Below are 22,415 nucleotides of genomic sequence, written 5' to 3'. Positions count from 1 at the left end.
CACTCCTGTTTTGTTCGACTGCACAACGTGGGGCTGAGCCCTTGCGCCACCACCCTCCGGCCCGCCACCACAAAGGCACAGACAAGGCGGCAAGGGCTATCCAGCTTCATATTGAGTCTGATAAGGTACTGAACAAACTAAAAATATCAAAGCCGGGAACATGTCTATCAACTATTACCAGCAGCGGGCCGAGCAGTTCTATCAAAGTACCGTCACCGTAGACATGACGCCGCTTTACGATCGCTTTCTGCCAAGGGTGCCGGCCGGCGGCCATGTCGTGGATGCCGGCTGCGGCTCGGGCCGGGACAGCCTGCATTTTTCCCGCCTTGGTTACCGGGTGACCGCCTTCGATGCCAGCCCGGCGCTGGTGGCACTGGCCCGGACCCATAGCGGCCTGCCGGTAATGCAATGCCGCTTCGAAGACTTCAGCACAGCCACACCGGCAGACGCCATCTGGGCCTGTGCCTCTTTGCTGCATGTACCACAGGCCGAGCTGGCCGCCGTAATGGCTCACCTGGCCGCGCAGTTGAAGCCCGGCGGCGTGTTTTACTGCTCGTTCAAATACGGCCGGGGCGAAACCTGCCGCGAGGGCCGCCACTTCACCAACCTCGACGAAGCCGGCCTGCAGCAACTGCTGAACGGGCTGCCGCTGGACGTAGCCGAACAATGGAAAACCGGCGATCTGCGCCCCGGTCGGGAGCAGGAAGCCTGGCTCAACGCCCTGCTGGTGAAGGTGGCATAGTGAGCGCACCGCAACTGTTAGCCGGTGGTGGCCCCAAGGACCCCGGCTTCAACCAGCCGTTACTCGGCCCACTGCTGGCTGCCATCAACGCCACCGGCGAAGACAGCCATATCGGCATTGCCGTGTCCTTTATCCGCCAGAGCGGGCTGGCCCTGCTGCAGGATGCGCTGTTCGAGGCACTGACACGCGGCGTGCAACTCGGGATCATCACCTCCGATTATCTGGATGTGACCGAACCGGTGGCCCTGCGCCAGCTGATGCTGCTGGCCGAGCGGGGTGCCCACGTCGGTATCTACGAAAGCGCCGGCAACCCCGGCTTTCATCTCAAGTCCTACCTGTTTATTCGGCAGCGCACCGACGATCGGCTCAAGGCTCAGGGCTTTGTCGGCTCCAGCAATATCTCCCGCGCTGCCCTTACCGACTCGCTGGAATGGAACTGGCGCCTGCAAGTGGATGATGATGGCACCAGCCCCGCCGCCGCCAGCCTGCTGGCACTACAGGCACAAATGGAGCAACTGGCGCAGGACGCCCGGGTGGTACCACTCAGCCACGGCTGGATAGACGATTATCTACTGCGTTATCGGCAGAGCCCGCTCACCCATCTGCGCCTCATTACCGGTGATAACGCAACCGATGACGAGACCCTGCGCGAAACGCCCCTGCCCAACGCCGTGCAACAATATGCCCTGGCGGCATTGCAGGCCAGCCGCAGCCAGGGCTACAAGCGCGGTTTGGTGGTGATGGCCACCGGCCTTGGCAAAACCTGGCTGGCTGCCTTCGACGCCCGCCAGCTCAAGGCAAAAACACTGCTGTTTGTAGCCCACCGGGACGAGATCATCCGTCAGGCCCAGGACACCTTTATCCGCATGCAGCCCCAGGCCCACACCGGCCTGTATACCGGTCAGCAGCAGGATCAGGCCGACTGGCTGTTCGCCTCGGTGCAAACCCTGGGCCGGGCCGAGCATCTGCGCCGGTTTGCTCCGGAACACTTCGACTACATCATCGTCGACGAATTTCACCATGCCACGGCACCCACCTATCGCCGGTTGCTGGATCATTTTCGCCCTCGTTTTTTGCTCGGGCTCACCGCCACCCCGGACAGAACCGATCAGGCCGATATTCTGGCTCTATGTGACGACAACCTGGTGTTCGAGCGCGGACTGCGCGACGCCATTATCGACCGCCATCTGGTGCCCTTCGTCTATCAGGGCGTGTATGACGAGTACATCAACTACAGTGAGCTTCCCTGGCGCAACGGCCGTTTCGATCCCGAGGCGCTGGACACCGCCTTCGCCAGCCAAAAGCGAGCCAGAAACGCCCTTGATCAATGGCAGAAGTTCAGCCAGAACCGTACCCTGGCTTTCTGCATCTCGACTCGCCATGCCGACTTTATGGCTGGAGTGTTTCGTGATGCCGGCATCCGTGCCGCCGCCGTGTATGCCGACTCGGCCATGCCTCGCAACCAGGCGCTGACCGAACTGGCCGACGGCAAACTGCAGGTAATTTTCTCGGTGGATCTGTTCAACGAAGGCACGGATCTGCCCGCCATCGATACCCTGCTGATGCTGCGCCCCACAGAATCACGCATCGTCTTTCTGCAGCAACTGGGCCGTGGCCTGCGCCTGCACCCGGGCAAGCGGCGGCTGATGGTGGTTGACCTGGTAGGCAACCACAAGGCCTGTCTGTTCAAACCGGAGCTATTGCAGGAGGTCACCGGTATTGAAGGCGGCAGCGGACAAACGACGCCTACACTGCCCGAAGGCTGCTTTATCAACCTGGATCCCAAGCTGATCCCGCTGCTGGAGCAACTGCGCTACGGCGGAAAAGTCAGAGTCGTTGATGACTACCGACGACTTAAAGAGCAACTCGGTCACCGCCCTTCGGCGGCGCAGGTCTTTCAGGCCGGGTTGGACCTCGGCAAGCTGCGCAAACAGCACGGCAGCTGGTTTGAGCTGGCCAACGGCGAAGGTGACCTGAGCGCAGAAGCCGGCAAGGTACTGGCCAGATTGCGGGACTTTCTACTGACCGGCATAGAGACCACCAGACTCACCAAAAGCTTCAAGATCATACTGCTGCAGGCCCTGCTGGAGCTGGACGGATTGCGCCAGCCACCCTCGCTGGCAGCACTTGCCGAGCAGTCGCGCTATGTGCTGGAGCGCCACCCGGACTTGCTGCAGCTCGACCTGCCTGCCAAACAACAAGCCATGATGGCCGACTCCACCGCCTGGCTGCGCTACTGGCAGAGCAACCCGATCAAGTTCAGCACCGGCGGCAACCAGGACTCCCAGGCCGACTACTGGTTCAAGATTAAGGACGACCACTTCTGCCCTCGCTTCGAGTTGCCTATGGATGAGCTGGATACCCTGCATGTGATGATGCAGGAACTGGTGGATTTGCGCCTGGCCGAGTACCGCTTTCGCCACGCTTCAAAGCTGGCGAAAGCGAAACAGCAAACGAATGGCAGCACCGATACACCGGTGGCCGAGGTCATCGAATTACCCTGCTTTCCCGACCTGAAAATAGCCTGCGGCCACTTCAAAAGCGGTAACAGCGACCACGCAAAGCTGATGCCAGTGCCAGTACATCAGTCAGGGTCATTATCGGCCCATTACGGCCGGCTCGATCCAGCGCGCCACTTTCTGGCCCGGGCCAGCGGCCATTCCATGAACGGCGGCAAACAGCCGGTGCAGGACGGCGACCTGTTGCTGCTGGAATGGATAAGCCCGGAAACCGCCGGTGCCATCAGCAATCAGACCCTGGCCATAGAGCGACAGGACGAATCCGGCGACAACCAGTACCTGCTGCGGGTAGTGAAGAAAAACCCGGACGGCAGCTACCGGCTGCACGCCACCAACCCGGATTATGAAGATCTGGCCGTCACCTTTGAGATGAAGCCGTTTGCACGGTTCAGGGGTGTGATTGCAGAGCCGACTCAATAACAAGAAGCAGAAAAACAACAATAAGGGACAGGATGAAAGCACCACTGGCACAAGGACTCTACGATCTGCTCACCACTCAGGGGATAACTGAGGCACTATCAGAAAGCGGGCTCACCGCCCATCCCGAAGATCTAAACCCAGCGTTCAGCCACGAACGCTTAGCCGATGTTCTGGCTGAGCAACTATCTCAGCTATTGTCCGGCGTCGGTGGTGACAAACAGGCCAAGGTGAAGGCTCAAGCTGAACTTATCAACGATATTCTGCAATACTCTCGCCAACGCCTGAACCAGAGTGAAGCGCCAGATCTACTGTGTACACCACCCCAGGTGCTGCGCTCCTTGTATCCTGTCCAGCGAAAGCCCGAGCTTCCTGCCATCGGTTTGGCGCAACCTTGGCTGTTTACCGCCGGTAAAGATTCTCCCGCCCTGTTACATGAACTCACTGCCGAGCTGGCGTCATGTAATAGCGTGGATATTCTGGTGAGCTTTATCACCGTATCTGGGGTGCGCAAGATCATCGAGGTGCTCAAGCAGATCACCAGTACCGATGCCAAGGGACAAAGCCAGGCCAAAATCCGGGTACTGACCACCACCTATGTAGGTGCGACCGAGCAAAAGGCTCTTGATACCCTGGCCCGCTTGCCTAATTGTGAAGTTCGAATATCACTCGACGGACGCCGTACCCGCTTACATGCCAAGGCCTGGATCTTTGAGCGGGAAACCGGCTTTGGCTCCGCCTATGTGGGCAGTGCGAATTTGTCCGGTGCTGCCCTGATGGGCGGGCTGGAATGGACAGTTAAATTCACTGAAAAAGGCCAAAATCAGCTCTACCAGCGAGCTCAGGCACATTTCGAAACCCTGTGGCAAGATGGCGAGTTTCAACCCTATAACCCGGATGATCAAACTCATCGCGACGAGTTGGCTAAAGCGCTCAAGCGCGAGTCCGGCCGAGATCTTATTGCCACGCCCACCTTCTTCGATATCGAGCCCAAGCCCTTTCAGCTAGATATTTTGGAGCAACTGGATAACGAACGAGCCCATGGACGAATGCGTAACCTGCTGGTTGCCGCCACCGGCACCGGTAAAACCGTGATGGCCGCCTTTGATTACCGCCGCCAGGCCCGCCAGCAAGGCGGTCTGCCCCGGCTGTTGTTTGTTGCTCATCGCAAGGAATTACTAACACAGGCCATGAGCACCTTTCGGCTGGTATTGCGCGAGGCAGAATTCGGCGATCTCTTTACCGGTGAGCACCAACCAGACCAGAATCAGCACCTGTTCGCCACCATTCAAAGCCTGAATGCCCGTAAGCTGGTCTCTCAGCAAACTGCAGACTACTGGCACATGGTGATTATCGATGAATGTCATCATATAGAAGCCAACAGCTTCGAAACCCTGCTTTCAAGCATATCCCCGGCTTACTTACTGGGCTTAACCGCCACCCCGGAGCGGGCCGACGGCAAGAATATTCTGCGCCATTTCGATAATCGACCCGATGGCTCCCCAGCAGCCCAATTGCGCTTGTGGCAGGCACTGGATCTACAACTGCTGGCCCCTTTCGAATATTACGCCTGTGACGACGATACTGACTACCGCGAGATCCCCTGGCAACAGGCTAACGAATTCAAAGCGCTGGATAATCTACTGACCGGCAACCATGTTCGTGCTGCGGCAGTGATCCGCGCCTGGCAGCAGTTGGTGGACGATCCCCGGCTCAGCAAAACCTTGGTGTTTTGTGTGAGCATTGCCCATGCGGAATTTATGGCAGATCAGTTTGAAAAGGCAGGCATCATCGCCCGGGTGATCACCGGTAAAAGCTCCGCCCAAGAGCGCCGAGAACTGCCCAAACAGCTGGAACGTGGCGATATTCATGCCATCGTTACCGTGGATCTCTATAACGAAGGTATCGACTTACCTTTTGTCGATACCTTGCTGTTACTACGCCCCACCCAAAGTGCCACCCTGTTTCAACAGCAAATCGGCCGAGGGCTACGGCTGTTCGAGGGTAAAGAAAGCTGCCTGATCCTGGATTTTGTCGGCCAACATAAAGAAGGATTCCGCTTCGATATGCTCTACAGCGCCATTACCGGGCTGTCACGTCGTGAAGTACTCGAAAGCATAGAAAAAGGCTTTGGTCGCCTGCCCAGTGGTTGCCATATCCAGCTACAAAAGCAGGCCAGAGAGCATATTCTTAGCAGTCTGAAACAAGCAATTAATCAGAACTGGCGCCGCCTGCAGCAGGAGCTGCACGCCTACATTAGTCTGACCGGCAATCGCCAGGTCAAGCTGGGCGATTTTCTTAACGAACAACAATTGGAACTGGACGATATCTACCGAGCTGGCCAAAACAGCGGTTGGACTAATCTGCAACGAGATGCCGGGGTTTTGTCGGGAGAAGCCACCGCCGAGGAGCGTTATTTCAGCCGCCGCCTGGGTAGCCTGCTGCATCTGGATGACACTGCACAATTACAGCTGATAAATCAGGTGGCTGAACATAATGCTCATTACGTTATCGACAATGAGCGACAGCAACAGCGAGTACAGATGCTGGCATATCAGATAGACGGCCAACACAGCCAGACCGGCTCGGCCCAAGCTTTTCTCAGCCGGCTGTCCCATACTCCAACCGTGTGCGACGAGCTGGCTCAGCTCAGTAACTATCTGGATGCTCGAACTCAACATCAATACTCGCCCCTACCCGGACTAGAGCACACACCGCTCAAGTTACATGCGGCTTATCACAGCCGAGAGATCCTCACCGCCGTGGGTTTTCTTACTGCAGAAAAGCGCACGCCGTTTCAGGCCGGTGTACTGACACTCAAAGAGAGAAAAATCGAGTTACTGTTCGTGACGCTGGATAAAAGCACGGCGCTACACGAAGGCGTGGCCTATAACGACTACGCCATCAGTCAAACTCAGTTTCATTGGCAATCTCAGAACAGTGCAGGCCCCAGCACCCCAGCCGGTCGCCGTTACATTGAAAGCGAAACCAATGACTGGAGTTTTCAACTCTTTGTACGCATCGATAAAAGCGCACCCTATCGCGCCTGTGGACCGGTTCGTTTTATGCGTTACCACGGCGGCAAGCCGATGAACATCACCTGGCAGTTAGAGCATCCGCTTCCGGTGAGACTGTTCAAGGAGTTCAGCGTGCTGGGCTAAACGTGCTGGGCTAAAAAAACCGCCATTAACAGATGGCGGCTTTGTCTTCTCGGGTCAGCATCTCCTGACCCTCCCTCCTCAGTCCCCTTCCCTCAAATCAGAATGCAGATGCAGTTAACAGTTGTAGACTCGGCACAAACCGGATATACCCCTGCTGTTGAGTGATATTGACTGGTGAGTCTGTGAAGAAGCTATTTTTGATTTGTGGTGTAGCCCTGTTACTGGCAACGGTGCTCAGTGTGGCCGTCCGCCCGGTTCCCATCGAGCAGAAACTGATACGGATACAGGCCGGCGATGTGCTGCAGGGGTTTCCCGGCATTGAACAGGAGCCGGTCAGGGTTCAGGCGGTACTGCTGGATCTGGCCGATGACCCGCTGCTGCTGGTCAAGGCGCAGGCGGCGTTTATTCGTTATCCGGACATGGCCCGCCATGTGTTTTCGCTCTACGGCAAGGAGCCTGAATTTCAGGAAATTCTGCTGCGCTATGGCGAAACGGTGCTGCCACCGATCCATCATTTTCTGACCCGGCCCATCCACACCATCGAGCTGCTAAACCAGGCGGACCAACGCTACCAAGCCATCAAGCAGTACTTTTCCGCTACCCCGGAAAGCGCCAGCACCGCAACCCCAGTCCCGACCCCGGGCCAGTTTCAAACGCTTACCCCGGAAGAACGTGGCTGGTACGCCGTTCATTTCATCAAAAGTGAAGGCCATGATTTTCTCGGCCAGTTTTTGGTGGACGCCGAAGGTGACACCCAGTGGATTGTGACCGAACGCATGCTGGAAGGTCTGAACCAGTTTTTTACCAGTGGCATCCGCGGCCTGGAAACCAAATACCGCGCCGGTGAAGCGCTCACCGCTGGTGATATCGGCTGGGCATCGGTCGATGTGCTGGTGTTAACCAGTGCCGTAAAGGTGTTACGTATGGGGCGTGCGGCAGCCGCCACCACCCAGGGGGCCAGCCTGAGCACCCGCTCGGCGGCCCTGGCCGCCCGGGTAAGCCAGGGCGGGCGTATGGTGCTGGCCAGTGCCCGCTATGCGAAGTGGCCGCTGGTGATCGGTGCCGGCTACCTGGTGATAACCCACCCCAGTCTTGTCAGTGACGTGCTTGCGGGGGTTGCGGAGGTACTGGGCCTCCCCGTGCTGGTCGTGCAGTTTGCCGGATGGCTGTTGCTGTTGATTCCGGTGCTTTACCTTGGCAGCTGGCTGCTCTGGCTGTTTGGCCCGCTGCTCATGGGGTTGCTGCGGGTGGTTCACTTCATGCTGGCCAGGCTGAGTGGCAGAACAGGGCAGATTAGGGGTATGAAGCACGGCAAGATAAGGCAGCGCGGCGAATACTGATAATCAGCGCCTAACCAACGCCTGCCGGGCTCGACTGCAGGTTCACTCCGGCGGGATCCGGCGGGCATCGGTCAGGGTGCGCGGGCGATAAGCGGGCATGCTTTGCCAGCGGGCCCATACGGAAGGATCTATGGTCATGCCCACAACCGGATTGCCCTCCCCGTCCCGGTCCAGCCGCCGGTACAGACGGCCATTACCGGAATGAAACCAGCGCCGGTAGCGGGCATAGATGCCGCCCATGAATTCGCTGAACGAATCGGTAGGCGCCGTCATCCAGGCCTGGGGTTGCGGTGTAACCGGCGTCAGTGCCAGCCCGGCCTCGGTCGCCTTGTCCTGCATCCAGGCCAGCGGCAGGTCGGCCAGCGGATCCGCGCCATAGCCTCCGCCCACATTGGCGTGGGCGCCGATAAACCAGCGCTGCTCCACCTCGATTTGGCCGGGCTTTTTTGCGCCGTCCGGGCTGGTCCAGGGCACCGCATCGTAGGCGGCTCTGTGTTCGTCCAGCGCCAGGGCCTGATAGGCCCGCTCAACGATTTTCGACAGCCGGGTGTCGTGCCAGGAGTAAGTGCCCCGCTCCGAGATCAGGGTGCCCGGGATCCCTAACGCCCCCACCGTGTCCCACACGCCCAGCAGATGAATGTTGATCTCCCGGCTGTATCGAGCCCGAAACGACTGACATAGTGCTCCGTCCGGGGCCGCGCTTTTGTTGCGATACAGCCGTTCGGCGGCGACCAGGCTGGTCGGAGTAATCACATGCAGCAGGCCGCATTTGCGGATCATGCCCACCATGCTCCGTGCCGTATAGGCGCCACGGCTGAAACCGAATACCCAGACCTCATCCCCCGGCTGATAATGCCGGGCCAGCCAGTCGTAACCCTGGCGCAGGTTCTTGCTCAAGCCCGCGCCAAACATGCCCCCGGCCAGCCGCGACAGGGTGCTGGTGCCCACCCCCGCATCGTAGAAAAAGCGCTGGCGCCGCTCGCCATCGAAGGGGGCGATGCTGCGCGCCAGCCTTACCACGTTGGTGTTGTCCTGAGGATCGTTCCAGGTGCCGTCAAACAGCACTATCAGTCGTTGCGGATGTTGAGACATGGGCCTGCTCCCGGAAAGGATAAAGGAGTATATACACAGCCTATGTCAGATCCGCCCAACCGGCCCGGGGCCGGTTGCAACGGGCCCGCCATTGCGGCATTCGCCCACGCACAAAAAAAGCACCTGCCCATAACAGGCAGGTGCTTGTATTCAACTCAAGTGTGTCGGCAAGTGCTCCGGCAGCGGCTTTAGCCGGCGGTGAGCACCCCCTGGGCCAGCCAGCCGGTGTAACCAACATATACCGCCAGCAGCAAGGCACCTTCAGCCCGGTTGATGCGCCCCTGGCGGCCCTTGAAGCCGTAGCCCAGCACAAACAGCGACAGGGTCAGCACTATCATCACCATGAAGTCGCGGCTGATCACCTCGGGCGCCACTTCCAGCGGATGGATAATGCCGGCCAGACCGACCACCGCCAGGGTATTGAACAGGTTGGAACCGATGACGTTGCCAATGGCCAAATCGTGCTCGTTCTTGCGAATGGCGGCGATGGACGACGCCAGCTCCGGCAGCGAGGTACCGATGGCGACGATGGTCAGGCCGATGATCAAATCGCTCACGCCAAAGGCCTGGGCGATATTCACCGCGCCCCACACCAGGAAGCGGGAGCTGACAATCAGCAACAGCAAGCCGGCCACCAGCCAGAAGATCGCCTGTTTCAGGCTCATCAGGTTGTCGTCCAGCTCCTTCACCTCGTCGCCGGTCATGCTGTCGTGGCCGTTATTCATGCCCTGCTTGATGCTCCAGCCCATCAGCAGCACGAAGACGCCCAGCAACACCATGGCATCGGTACGCGCCAGCATGCCGTTCCACAGCAGGCTGAGCGACAGCAGGGTGATCAGCAACAGAATGGGTAATTCCTTGCGCAATACCTGGGAATGCACCGAAATCGGGCTGATCAGGGCGGTAATGCCCAGAATAAGGCCGATATTGGCGATGTTGGAGCCATAACCGTTGCCCAGCGCCAGGCCGGGGTTGCCTTCCAGCGCCGAGATAATGGACACCACGATTTCCGGTGCCGAGGTACCGAAACCAACGATCACCATACCGATGAGCAAGGGCGGCATGCCCGCATAACGGGCGGTGGCCGAGGCACCGTCCACGAAGCGATCGGCGCTCCACACCAGCACGGCCAGGCCAAGTACAATGGCGGCAACAGACATCAGCATGAGGTGCCTCCCGCCGTAGCAAGGCAGGTAACAGAACAGGGGTTAACAGCAGTGGGTAGCATAACAACTCTTCAGGGCGGGATCTTGTACACCGGAGACAGCCCCAGATCCCGCCCGGAACCAGGTCTGCCTCAGGTCTCATCAATCCAACAGGACACCATCACCATAAGCCTTCGGCTTAGAGATTGTTGACAATGGTTTCGGCGGGCGCCGAACGATTACTCCCCCAAGAGGCGCATATTGTGACAGCTTGTTTGGGGGATGAAAAGAGGAGCAAACCCCAAGAATTGAGTGTCACCTCTGCGCAGGCAGGGGCTCGTATATGAAACGGGGCGAAGTGGCCTGTGCCGGGTTCATGGATATGGATGCCGGCCTTCGCAGGCATACCCCGAATATGCAACACCGGCACCTCGCCTGCCCCCTCTCCTGTTCAGATCACATGCTCGGAAAGGCGAAGTCCGAGGCCTGGTGACTGGCCCGTTCCGGCCATTTCTGGGTAATGGTCTTGCGACGGGTATAGAACCGTACCGAGTCGGGGCCGTAGGCGGACAGGTCGCCAAACAGCGAGCGTTTCCAGCCGCCGAAGCTGTGGTAAGACACCGGGACCGGCAGCGGCACGTTGATGCCGACCATGCCCACCTCTATCTCGTCGCCAAACAGCCGGGCGGCCTCGCCGTCGCGGGTGAAGATGCAGGTGCCGTTGCCGTATTCGTGGGCGTTAATCAACTCGATGGCGGCTTCCAGGCTGTCGACGCGCACCACACATAATACGGGGCCGAAGATCTCTTCCCGGTAGATGCTCATCTCGGGCGTGACCCGGTCGAACAGGCAGCCACCGAGGAAGTAGCCTCCTTCATGGCCGGGTACCCTCAGGTCACGGCCGTCCACGGTCAGCGCCGCACCCTGCTCGACCCCGGCGTTGATGTAGCCTTCAATTTTGGCCAGGTGCTCACGGCTGATCACCGGGCCCATGTCCAGACCGCTCTGGGTGCCGGGGCCGATTTTCAGGGCGCGAATTTGCGGCTCCAGCCTGGCAATCAGCGCATCGGCCACCTCATCGCCCACACATACCGCCACCGAAATGGCCATGCAGCGTTCACCGCAGGAACCATAGGCCGCGCCCATCAGGGCACTGACGGCGTTGTCCAGATCGGCATCGGGCATCAGCACCGCGTGATTCTTGGCGCCCCCCAGTGCCTGTACCCGCTTGCCGTTGGCGGTGCCCTGGGCGTAGATGTATTCCGCCACCGGAGTGGAGCCGACAAAGCTCACGGCCTTGACGTCGGCATGGCTCAGTAGCGCATCCACCACCGGCTTGCCGCCATGCACCACGCCCATCACCCCCTTGGGCAAACCGGCCTCTTCCAGCAACTGGGCAATCAGCAGCGAAGCGCTGGGGTCTTTTTCCGACGGCTTGAGAATGAAACAGTTGCCGCAGGCGATGGCCATGGGGTACATCCACAGCGGCACCATGGCCGGAAAGTTGAACGGGGTAATACCGGCCACCACTCCCAGCGGCTGAAAATCGGACCATGCATCGATGCTCGGACCCACGTTGCGGGTGTAGTCGCCTTTCAGCAGCTCGGGCACGCCACAGGCGTATTCCACGTTTTCGATGCCCCGCTGCAGCTCGCCTCTGGCGTCTTCCAGGGTCTTGCCGTGCTCTTCGCTGATCAAGGCGCAGATATCGTCGGCCCGCTCCTCCAGCAGTTGCTTGAAGCGAAACATCACCCGCGCCCGTTTGGCCGGCGGCGTGTCGCGCCAGGCCGGAAACGCCGCCTTGGCGGCAGCCACCGCCTCGGCCACCAGGCTTTCGTCGCCCATGCCGAGCAGGCCACACACCTGGCCGGTAGAGGGGTTATGCACCTCCAGGGTGGTGGTGCTGTGGTGGCGTTCGCCATTGATCAGGTGAGGAATGGTGTTCATCTGGTAATCCTTTTGCTTGTTATGCGAATGAAGTTGACCCCGTAGGCGCCCATTTATGCGGCGTAAACCTGCAGGCTCATCGTCCTTTTCTGGCACGGCGCATGATCTGCAGGTTCGGCGTTCTGGGTATTGCTCAGCGCAGCTGAGCCTGCCGACTAAAGTGGCAGCTACAAAACCACAAGCCTGCCAGCTGAAGCGGCAGCTACATTGGGGCTGCCCCCGGCATTCAGTTCAGGGCTGAGCCTTAAGGGTGCGGTGCACCGCGTTGAACAGTTGCTCCAGCTCGTCCGGGGTAGAAATAAAGGGCGGGCCAAACTGCAGGGTGTCGCCGCCAAAGCGCACGTAATAGCCCTGTTGCCACAGGCTGAGCGCCAGCTCCATCGGACGACGAGCCGGTTCCCCCGCATAAGGCGCCAGCTGCACCGCCCCGGCCAGGCCGCAGTTGCGAATGTCCACCACATGGGGCAGCCCCTTCAGGCGATGAATTTGCTCCTCGAACACCGGCATCAGGGTGCGCACCTGGCCCGGCATGTCTTCGCCGGTCAGCACATCCAGGGCCGCCATGGCGGCGGCGCAGGCCACCGGGTGGGCGGAATAGGTATAGCCGTGGGGAAATTCCACCATGTAATCGGGACCGGGCTGCTCCATGAAGGCCTGATAGATATGATCCCTGGCGATCACCGCCCCCATGGGGATCACCCCGTTGGTGAGCTGCTTGGCCACGTTCATGATGTCGGGCACCACGCCAAAGGCCTCGGCGCCGAACATGGCACCCATGCGGCCGAAGCCGGTGATCACCTCGTCGAAAATCAGCAGAATATCGTGCTGGTCGCACAGTTCGCGCAGCCGCTGCAGGTAACCCACCGGCGGCACTATCACCCCGGCCGAGCCGGCCATGGGTTCCACGATCACCGCGGCAATGTTGGAGGCATCATGCAGCTCAATCAGCTGCAGCAGATGATCCGCCAGCGCCGCGCCCTGCTCGGGCTGGCCCTTGCTGAAAGCGTTTTCTGCCAGCAGGGTATGGGGCAGATGATCCGCATCCAGCAACTGGCCATAGTGCTTGCGGTTGCCGCCGATGCCCCCCAGGCTGGTGCCGCCCATGTTGACCCCGTGATAGCCCCGGGCCCGGCCGATGAGTTTGGTTTTTTCCGGTTTGCCTCTGGCACGCCAGTAGGCCCGGGCCATTTTCAGCGCGGTGTCGGCGCATTCGGAGCCGGAGTTGGTGAAAAATACCCGGTTCAAATCCGCCGGTGCCAGCCCGGCCAGCCGTTCGGCCAGCTCGAAGGCCAGCGGATGCCCCACCTGAAACCCCGGGGCGTAATCCAGGGTATGCAGTTGCCGGCTGATGGCCTCGTTGATTTTGGTATGTCGATGCCCCAGGCCGGTACACCACAGGCCCGAGAGGCTGTCGAACAGCCTGTTGCCCTGGGTGTCGGTAAACCAAGCCCCCTCGGCTTCGGCAATCAGCCGCGGCGCGGCCTTGAAGGCCCGGTTGCCGGAAAAGGGCATCCAGAAGGCGTCCAGATTCAACTGTTGGGCCCTGGCCTCGGCGGTTCGTTGCGTATCAATCATGCTGTTCATCACAGCTCCTTGTTTACCGGTATCCCTGTCACCTGTGGTCGCCGCTCGGGCGCCACGCCATGAATGAATAATGCTCTCCGTCACCACAAGGTTAAATTTAAACTTAATGAACTTCAGTTCAGTGTTTACTTAACTTTAACTCGCCGTTATAAACGTCATTAAACATAGAACCCTCGATGCTGCGGTGTAGCTGCCACTTTCGTCGGCAGGCCTTGCAGCGCAAGGCAATACAGACGACACGACATGCTCGGATCATGGCGCTATGCCTGCCGACACCGGGTCACATGGAGGATTGCGCCGCATAAAGGGGCGCCTACGGGGTTGAGCCGTGAGCAGAGACTCGGGTGCCATCGCTGGCAATGGGAGACACAAGGAGAACACCATGGCAGAAGCAAAACAGCCGGTGCTGAATCAGGTCAGTGATTTCGAGCTGAAGCTGTTGAAGGTGTTTCGCACCGTGGCGGCCTGCGGCGGCTTTTCGGCGGCGGAAGTGAGCCTCGGCATCAGCCGGGCGGCGATCAGCATGCAGATGTCGGATCTGGAAAACCGGCTGGGGTTCAAACTGTGTCAGCGGGGCCGGGCCGGCTTTGCCCTCACCGACGAAGGACGACGGGTACTGGAAGCCAGCGACCGGCTGGTGGGCGCCATCGACCATTTCAAGGCCGAAATCAACGATCTGCACCGACACCTGCGCGGCACCCTGGCCATCGGCATTACCGACAACCTGGTCAGCCACCCGGGCATGAAGATCACCCACGGCCTGGCGGCGCTCAAGGCCCGGGGGCCGGAGGTGAAGATCAACATTCACATGCAGCCGTCGGACGACATCGAGATAGGCGTGCTCGATGGCCGGCTCAATGTGGGCGTGGTACCGCGGGTACGCGATCTGCCGGGGCTGGACTACCTGCCGCTGTACGAAGAAAGCTCCAGCCTCTACTGCGCCGCCGGCCACCCGCTGTTTGCTGCGGACGACGAGACCGTAAAGCTGACCGACCATGAGCTGGTGGTGCCCAGCTTCGCCCAGCCCGCCGAGGCCCAGGCGCTGTATCGCCGTCACCCTCTGGGCGCCAGGGCCAACGATCGGGAAGGCATCATGTTTCTACTGCTCACCGGCTGCTATCTCGGCTACCTGCCCGATCACTACGCCCGCCCCTGGGTAGAACGTGGTCGCTTGAAGGCATTGCAACCGGAGCAAACCGGCTTCACCACCCATTTCTGCGCCATCACCGCCCGCAGCCGCCGGGCCAACCTGGTGCTGGACACCTTTATGGACACCCTGTCCGCCTTTCCCGCCTGAACGTTTTCTTGCCGTTGTCCCGGTGCAGCGGCCCGACCCTTTGCCCGCTTTTGGCTATTACCTATTTAGCGCTTACCGAGGTAATAGCGGCATTTATTGATCTGCATCAGGTGTCAATCCGGGCCAGAGTATAAAGTTACATCTGAAATGAAATATTTATTACCGCATGCAAACAGCACAGCGCCTGGCGCAGGGAGTATGTTATGAAACTGAGTAACCTCGTTACCGCTTTAGGTTTTACCTTCGCCCTGTCGGCCCAGGCAGCCAGTCTGCCGGTGGTGGACGGAGTCTTGACCTCTCCGCCCATGGTGCCGCCCCCCATACAACGGGATCATGCTGCCAGGGTGGTGGTAAAGATGGAAACCGTGGAAAAGGTGATGGAAATCGCCGATGGCGTGGAATACATGTTCTGGACCTTCGGCGGCTCGGTGCCGGGCCAGTTTTTACGGGTACGCGAAGGCGATGAAGTCGAGTTTCACCTTTCCAACCACCCCAGTTCCAAGATGCCGCACAATATCGACCTGCATGCGGTCACCGGCCCCGGTGGCGGGGCCGCCTCTTCCTTCACCGCCCCCGGCCACACTTCGATATTCAATTTCAAGGCGCTCAACCCCGGCCTCTATGTCTATCACTGCGCCACCGCGCCGGTGGGCATGCACATTGCCAACGGCATGTACGGCCTGATCCTGGTGGAGCCCAAGGAAGGCCTGCCGCCGGTAGACAAGGAGTATTACGTGATGCAGGGCGACTTCTACACCAAGGGCGCCTACGGCGAACAGGGGTTGCAGTCGTTCGACATGGACAAGGCCATCAGGGAGCAGCCGGACTATGTGTTGTTCAACGGTGCCGTGGGCGCACTGAACGGCGACAAGGCGCTCACCGCCAACGTGGGTGAAACCGTGCGTCTCTATGTGGGCAACGGCGGACCCAATCTGGTGTCGTCTTTCCATGTTATCGGCGAAATCTTCGACAAGGTGAGCGTGGAAGGCGGCAATCTGTACAATGAAAACGTGCAGACCACCCTGGTGCCCGCCGGCGGTGCCGCCGTGGCCGAGTTCAAGCTGGAAGTGCCCGGCAACTTCATTCTGGTGGACCACTCCATCTTCCGGGCCTTCAACAAGGGTGCGCTGGGTATGCTGGCGGTAGATGGCCCCGAAGACAAAATCGTCTATTCCGGCAAGGTGGCCGAAAATATCTATCTGCCCGAAGGCTCGGCGGTACAAAGCATTCCCAACGGTCATCCCAAACTGGTCGCCAGCAGCAAGGATGATCAGTTGCTGTTTGGCAAGCGCGTGTACGAGGCCAACTGTCAGGCTTGCCACCAGGCCAGTGGCCAGGGTATTCCCGGTGCCTTCCCTCCGCTGGCCGGCTCCGATTTTCTTAATACCGACACCACCCGCGCCATCGACGTGGTGCTGCACGGTCTGAAAGGCCCTATCAAGGTCAATGGTCAGGCATTCGACAGTATCATGCCGGCCATGAGCCTTTCCGATGAGGACGCCGCCAACGTACTGACCTATGTCTTGAACAGCTGGGACAACAGCGGAGGCGTCATCAGCCGGGAACAGGTGGCCAAACGCCGGGATGAAGGCGAAGCCATCATCATGGAGGGGAGCGCACACTGATGAGCCCGATGCTGTGGTCTGGCCTGGCAGTCCTGCAAATGCTGGCCTTGCCGATAGCCGCCGGGCCGATAACAGCACCACAGATGGCCGAACTGCCCGGCGGTAAGGTTCGGCCCCTGTATCTCACCAAAGACAGCCCGCTCACCCCGGTGGCACCATTCCGGCTGGATGTGACCCCGGTTACCAACCGCCAGTTCGCCGACTTTGTGCGCCAGCATCCGCGCTGGCAGCGGAGCCAGGCGGTGGCGCTGTTTGTAGAGCTACCATACCTGAGTCACTGGCCAGGAGGCTGGCCGTCACCGGAGCAGGCGGAACAACCGGTAACCTATGTGTCCTGGTATGCGGCCAGTGCCTATTGCCAGGCTCGAGGCAAACGGCTGCCAACGGTCGCGGAATGGGAATTTGCGGCCCAGGCCTCGGAGCAGGCCGCCAACGGCAGTACCGAGCCGGGCTACACCCGGCGCATTCTGTCCTGGTATGCCCGTCCGGCCACCGCTACCTTGCCAACGGTCGGGCAAAGCCCGGCCAACTACTGGCAAATACAGGATCTGCATGCTCTGGTGTGGGAATGGACCCAGGACTTCAATTCCACTCTGGTGACCGGTGAATCCCGGGGTGACAGCGCCCTGGATCAAGGGCTGTTCTGCGGCTCGGCCGCCGCCGGCAGCGCCGATCCGTCCGACTACGCCGCCTTTATGCGCTTCGGCTTTCGCTCCAGCCTGAAGGCACCTTACACCCTGGGCAATCTGGGGTTTCGTTGCGCACAGGGGATGACCGACCTTCAGGGAGATAACCCATGAGAATACCGATACTGCTGACACTGCTGGCGGCCTTTCATATACAGGCCGCCCTGCCCGGCGACTCGGTTTATCAGCTCGACAGCGAGTGGCAGAACCGCCAGGGAGACAAGCTCAACATTGGGCAACTGGCCGGCAAAAAACAGATATTTGCGCTGATCTACACTGACTGCATCACCGCCTGTCCGGTGATAGTGTCTGACCTCAAGGCCGTTCAGGCGGCCCTGACGCCGGAGCAACAGCAACAGCTGGGGTTTGTGCTGGTATCGCTGACGCCGGCGAAAGATACGCCAAAGGTCATGCGTTATTTCGCCCAAAAAAGAGGGCTGGATGAACACTGGACCCTGCTGAGCGGCAGCGATGAGAAGGTACGCACCCTGGCCATGACGTTAAACATCCAGTATATGGGCATGGCCGACGGCGAAATCGCCCATTCCAACGCCATCACCGTACTGGATGAGCAAGGCCGCCTGCTGTTTCAGCAAACGGGATTGCCCGGCGGACCCGAGGCGCTAATCCGGAAGCTGTGGCCTGAAACAAAGCGGTAAGCCGCCAGTTTTCTCTTTTATTTTTCCAGCTCTTGTATACGGGCCTGCAGCCGGGCCACTTCGGCCTCCAGCTCGGTGATCCGCGCCTGCAACGTCTGTTCCCGGTTGGCGCCGGCAGCGGGGGCCGCCGTGACTTCCTGCTGGTAGTCCACATCGCCAAACAGGTGAGCGTAGCGCGACTCCCGCTTGCCGGGCTGACGTTCCAGCTTGACCACGAAGGGGCCCTTCTCGATCAGGCTTTGCAGACAGGCATCCACCTGGGAAACATCGTTGAACTGATGCAAGCGCGGGGTACGGCTGCGCAGCTCGCCCGGCGTCTGGGGCCCGCGCAGCAGCAGCTCGCACACAATGGCCAGCTCGCCGGGGCTGAAGTGCAGCTCGCCGAACTCGGTATTGCAAAACCGGTGCTGATACTTGGCGGCGCGGGCGTTGAAACCGGCGGTGTTGTTGACCAGACGGCGGGCAATCAGGGTGTTGAGCACCGACTGCACCTCCTGCTCGTCCAGGCTCATCACCGGATCCCGGTTGCTTTTCTGGTTGCAGGCATTGATCAGAGAATTCAGGGTCAGGGGATACACTTCGGGCGTGGACACCTGTTTTTCGATCAGGCAGCCAATAACCCTTTGTTCCAGAAGAGAAAGCATTTCCATAAACAGACTCCTTTGTTTTATCCCAGACTACCCGACAAACCCCGAAACACCAACGACTACCGAGGCTCAGGCCGCGACCGGCTCCAGTTCCAGCGGCGGCAAACCGTAGGCAGCCCGGGCCCGGTTGCAGGCTCCTTCCGCATCGTTGGCCTCAAACTGGCGGCAGGGGCTGGGTCGGTTGGGATAGATGCTGCAAGACACGCAGTCGCCTACCTCCCCTTCCAGCGCCACACAACGGGGCTTTGGCTGATTGGTGCCCTGCATCGCCATCCGGACCGGATTTACCGGCTCGGTCAGGGCTTCAGGCACCATAAAATCGCTGTGGATTTCGCCCCAGTAAAAAGAAACACGAAAAAAGGCGCAGCAGGCGCCACAGGTCAAACAGGGATTGCCACCACTCATCAACGCCTTACCTCCGGGCAAAACTAAAAACAGTGACTACAAAAATCAATAATGTGGGTGTCGGAGCAGGCTCCGTGGGTCTGGAAATACAGGAAAGGATGGGCGTGTCAGACGACTGTCTGTAACACGGCTTGCCGGTGTCTTCTCCTCAGCTGGGATCAAATAGAAAGGCCGTCGCCATGGCGGGATAACCGGTGGCGAATAACGGCGCATATAGATAAATCGAAATCAGTTTGTAATCAAGCTCAAGATGAAGCTGCCGATAACAAAACAGTGAAATTGTCTCGCCGACTGCCTGCGAGGCCGGTATCTCTCGTCATTGTATGAATAAACGGCAAAAAACTGTGTTTCAGCGCAGAATATGACAAAAATGTGATTTTTACCGGTACATTGCCCGGAGAGATAAGACTAAAGTAGCCCCCGCATCAAACAAGACCATAACTAAGGGACCTAGTTGTATGAAAATAGCCCACAAGGTTGGCCTCGCCGCCGCCACCGTACTACTGCTGACCGTCAGCATACTGTCATGGATGCAACTCTCGCAGGTGCGTGACGCCTTGCGCAGCCAGACCACCGCCGCCATTACCGAAACCAGCTCGACCCTAGCCAAACAGATAGAAAACTGGCTCAACGCCAAACTCGATATCATCGACCTGATGGCGCAGAGCATCGACAGCCAGTTCAGCCCGGTGCAGATACAGCAGGTGTTTGACCTGCCGCTGTTAAAGGACGAGTTTATTCTCATCTTTGGCGGTCTGGAAAGTCAGAACGGCCGCCGCATTACCAATGATCCCAGTTGGAATCCCGTCGGCTGGGATGCACGCCAGCGTCCCTGGTATAATGTGGCCATGAATACGGGTCATGCCGCCCTGACCGAACCCTATGCCGACGCCGCCACCGGCGAGATCCTGATCTCGGCGGTGGCCAAGATCAGCGATAACGGACAGAAAAAAGGCGCCTTCGGCGGCGATCTCAGCCTGAAAAACGTGGCCGACGCCATTAACGTCATCGATTTCAATGGTGCCGGCTATGCCTTTCTGGTGGCGGACAACGGCAACATAATCTCTCACCCCGATGCCGCCCTGAACGGCAAGTCACTCGAAGACCTGTTTGAAGGTCGTCGTCCGGACTTCACCCCGTCGATCACCACCTATACGCTGGACGGCCAGCCTCATTGGGTCTCCTTCACCCCGCTCACAAACCTGCAGGGTTCCAAGTGGCACATCGGCGTGGTGTTGAATGAAGCCATGGTGATGGCCAAGGCCGACAGCCTGCAATGGCAGGCGCTGTTGATCTCGGTGCTTGGCGTACTGATCAGTCTGGTGCTGCTGGTGCTGCTGATGACCAGCCTGCTCAAGCCACTGAACGGGCTGCACCAGTCGCTGAAAGACATCAACGGCGGCCAGGGGGATTTGACCAAACGTCTGCCCATTCTGCGCCGCGATGACTTTGGCCTGGTCGCCAATGAATTCAACGGCTTTCTGGGCCATTTGCAGAAGCTGATCGGTGAGGTGATGGACAGCTCCCACAAGCTGAAATCCAGCATCCATGATACCTCCGGGCAATCGGAGCAGGCAGAAAACCAGTTGCAGATGCAATTGCAGGAGCTGGATCAACTGGCCACCGCCATGCATGAAATGGCCGCCACCGCCACCGAGGTGGCCCAGCACGCTCAGCATGCCGCCGAAGCCGCCAACGCCGCCAATCAGGAAACCGAGCAGGGCGCACTGGTAGTGTCCCGCTCGACCCAGGCGATAGAGCGGCTGGCCAGCGACATGGAAGACACCATGGCTTCGGTCAACGAGCTGGCCCAACTGAGTCGTAATATCGAGTCCATTCTGTCGGTGATCACCGGCATTGCCGAGCAGACCAACCTGCTGGCGCTGAATGCCGCCATTGAAGCCGCCCGCGCCGGCGAGTCGGGCCGTGGCTTTGCGGTGGTGGCGGATGAGGTACGCTCTCTCGCCTCCCGCACCCAGCAGTCCACCCAGGAAATCGGCGACATGATAGAACGGCTGCAGAGCGGGGTTCGTCTGGCGGAAAACAAAATGAAACAGAGCCAGGAGCTGGCGGCACTGACCTCGGTGGACGCCGCCGAAGCCAACGAGGTGCTGGCCCGGATCCGCGACGCCATCGGCCGCATCAACGACATGAACCTGCAGATCGCCACCGCGGCGGAAGAGCAAAGCGCCACCAGCGAGGAGATCAACCAGAACACCACCAACATCCGCGATATCAGCCAGGACGTGGCCACCGGCGCCGTGGCCCAGGTAAAACACTGCCAGGCCATGCTGGAGCAGATGCAGCGCCAGAACAACCTGCTGGGCGAATTCAGGGTCTGACCCCGGACTCGGCAACACCAAGCTCAGTCAAAGGCGCCTGCGGGCGCCTTTTTTATGGCCTGGGTTTTGTGTCTCGGTGAATGCCATCATCTGTCCCCTTCCCCACACCTCACTTTTCCTTTGGTCCACAAAGGCGGCATACTGAGCCCGAGCGTGATTCTCAAGGAGCATCAAATGTTAATGGAGTCTGATAAAGCGGCACTGATGGTGGTGGATGTGCAGGAAAAACTGCTGCCGGCCATTCATGAGAGCGAACGCCTCGGCGCCCGTATTCAGTGGCTGGTTTCGGCCTGCCATACCCTGAATACCCCGATATTGTTTACCGAACAGTATCCACGCGGCCTGGGACACACCCTGCCGGCACTCGTCAAGCTGGTGGAGCAGCCCGAGGTAGTGGACAAGCAGCACTTTTCGGTGGTGGCCGCCAACTGTCTGCCCGAACACTGGCAGCAGTATCGGCAGCTCATCGTATGCGGCATGGAAACCCATGTCTGCGTGTTGCAAACGGTAATGGGGTTACTGCAGGCGGGCAAAGAGGTGTTTGTGGTGGCCGATGCCGTGGGCAGTCGCACCGAAGAAAACCGGCAACTGGGGCTGGCGCGCATGCGGGATGCGGGCGCACAGATTGTCAGCCGGGAAATGGTGATTTTCGAACTGATGCGCCAGGCCGGCACCGAACAGTTCCGAACCATCAGCCAGCAGTTTTTAAGAGGTGAGCAGCCTTAAAAGCGGGGAATGGGGAATGGGGAATAGGGAATAGGGAATAGGGAATAGGGAATAGGGAATAGGGAATAGGGAATAGGGAAT

16 protein-coding genes are annotated in these 22,415 nt (G+C 59.4%); 10 read left to right on the top strand and 6 right to left on the bottom strand.

Features of this window, described 5'->3' with window-relative positions; genetic code table 11:
* Positions 1-160: 160 nt before the first annotated feature.
* The 4 genes from BFR47_RS08055 (at position 161) to BFR47_RS08040 (ending at position 8,179) form a co-directional block, all read left to right on the top strand.
* A complete protein-coding gene (locus BFR47_RS08055) occupies positions 161-742 on the top strand; it encodes a class I SAM-dependent methyltransferase (protein WP_071472583.1) in 582 nt (193 codons plus the stop codon).
* Positions 742-3,681, top strand: a complete 2,940-nt coding sequence (locus tag BFR47_RS08050) for a DEAD/DEAH box helicase family protein (protein ID WP_245748856.1) — start codon at positions 742-744, stop codon at positions 3,679-3,681. The genes BFR47_RS08055 and BFR47_RS08050 overlap by 1 nt, the downstream gene beginning before the upstream one ends.
* A 32-nt stretch (positions 3,682-3,713) precedes the next feature.
* A complete protein-coding gene (locus BFR47_RS08045) occupies positions 3,714-6,839 on the top strand; it encodes a DEAD/DEAH box helicase (RefSeq protein WP_071472582.1) in 3,126 nt (1,041 codons plus the stop codon).
* A gap of 182 nt (positions 6,840-7,021) precedes the next feature.
* Complete coding sequence (locus BFR47_RS08040; RefSeq protein WP_071472581.1) at positions 7,022-8,179, top strand: hypothetical protein; 1,158 nt, start codon at positions 7,022-7,024, stop codon at positions 8,177-8,179.
* Positions 8,180-8,221: 42 nt separating this feature from the next.
* On the opposite strand, the gene BFR47_RS08035 is transcribed toward BFR47_RS08040, so the two are convergent.
* The 4 genes from BFR47_RS08035 to aptA form a co-directional block, all read right to left on the bottom strand.
* Positions 8,222-9,271: a DUF2235 domain-containing protein gene (locus BFR47_RS08035; RefSeq protein ID WP_071472580.1), complete on the bottom strand. Its 1,050-nt coding sequence runs from the start codon at positions 9,269-9,271 to the stop codon at positions 8,222-8,224.
* Between the two features lie 188 nt (positions 9,272-9,459).
* Positions 9,460-10,437 (bottom strand): calcium/sodium antiporter, encoded by a 978-nt coding sequence (locus BFR47_RS08030; RefSeq protein WP_071472579.1) that lies wholly within the window; start codon positions 10,435-10,437, stop codon positions 9,460-9,462.
* Between the two features lie 435 nt (positions 10,438-10,872).
* A complete protein-coding gene (locus BFR47_RS08025; protein ID WP_071472578.1) occupies positions 10,873-12,363 on the bottom strand; it encodes a CoA-acylating methylmalonate-semialdehyde dehydrogenase in 1,491 nt (496 codons plus the stop codon).
* A gap of 231 nt (positions 12,364-12,594) precedes the next feature.
* A complete protein-coding gene (gene aptA, locus BFR47_RS08020) occupies positions 12,595-13,947 on the bottom strand; it encodes an omega-aminotransferase AptA (protein WP_071472577.1) in 1,353 nt (450 codons plus the stop codon).
* Positions 13,948-14,329: 382 nt separating this feature from the next.
* On the opposite strand from aptA, the gene BFR47_RS08015 reads away from it, so the two are divergent.
* The 4 genes from BFR47_RS08015 (at position 14,330) to BFR47_RS08000 (ending at position 18,214) form a co-directional block, all read left to right on the top strand.
* A complete protein-coding gene (locus BFR47_RS08015) occupies positions 14,330-15,244 on the top strand; it encodes a LysR family transcriptional regulator (protein ID WP_071472576.1) in 915 nt (304 codons plus the stop codon).
* A 203-nt stretch (positions 15,245-15,447) separates the two neighbouring features.
* Positions 15,448-16,869, top strand: a complete 1,422-nt coding sequence (nirK, locus tag BFR47_RS08010) for a copper-containing nitrite reductase (RefSeq protein ID WP_071472575.1) — start codon at positions 15,448-15,450, stop codon at positions 16,867-16,869.
* Complete coding sequence (locus tag BFR47_RS08005) at positions 16,869-17,669, top strand: formylglycine-generating enzyme family protein (RefSeq protein ID WP_083399063.1); 801 nt, start codon at positions 16,869-16,871, stop codon at positions 17,667-17,669. Before nirK ends, BFR47_RS08005 begins: the two co-directional genes overlap by 1 nt.
* Positions 17,666-18,214 (top strand): SCO family protein, encoded by a 549-nt coding sequence (locus BFR47_RS08000; protein ID WP_071472574.1) that lies wholly within the window; start codon positions 17,666-17,668, stop codon positions 18,212-18,214. Before BFR47_RS08005 ends, BFR47_RS08000 begins: the two co-directional genes overlap by 4 nt.
* 17 nt (positions 18,215-18,231) lie before the next feature.
* Here the strand turns inward: BFR47_RS08000 and BFR47_RS07995 are convergent, their stop codons facing one another.
* Both BFR47_RS07995 and BFR47_RS07990 read right to left on the bottom strand, forming a co-directional pair.
* On the bottom strand, positions 18,232-18,864 hold the full coding sequence (locus tag BFR47_RS07995; RefSeq protein ID WP_071472573.1) for a YceH family protein: 633 nt from the start codon (positions 18,862-18,864) through the stop codon (positions 18,232-18,234).
* 66 nt (positions 18,865-18,930) lie between these two features.
* Positions 18,931-19,266, bottom strand: a complete 336-nt coding sequence (locus tag BFR47_RS07990; protein WP_071472572.1) for a YkgJ family cysteine cluster protein — start codon at positions 19,264-19,266, stop codon at positions 18,931-18,933.
* 458 nt (positions 19,267-19,724) lie between these two features.
* On the opposite strand from BFR47_RS07990, the gene BFR47_RS07985 reads away from it, so the two are divergent.
* Together BFR47_RS07985 and BFR47_RS07980 are read left to right on the top strand one after the other, a co-directional pair.
* Positions 19,725-21,608: a methyl-accepting chemotaxis protein gene (locus tag BFR47_RS07985; RefSeq protein ID WP_071472571.1), complete on the top strand. Its 1,884-nt coding sequence runs from the start codon at positions 19,725-19,727 to the stop codon at positions 21,606-21,608.
* Positions 21,609-21,788: 180 nt separating this feature from the next.
* Complete coding sequence (locus tag BFR47_RS07980; protein WP_245748855.1) at positions 21,789-22,334, top strand: hydrolase; 546 nt, start codon at positions 21,789-21,791, stop codon at positions 22,332-22,334.
* The last annotated feature ends 81 nt before the right edge of the window (positions 22,335-22,415 follow it).

Source organism: Oceanisphaera psychrotolerans (assembly GCF_001870485.1).
GTDB classification, from domain to species: Bacteria; Pseudomonadota; Gammaproteobacteria; order Enterobacterales; family Aeromonadaceae; genus Oceanimonas; species Oceanimonas psychrotolerans.
The sequence above is the reverse complement of the archived record's forward strand: the minus strand, read 5'-3'. Positions and strand labels throughout refer to the sequence as shown.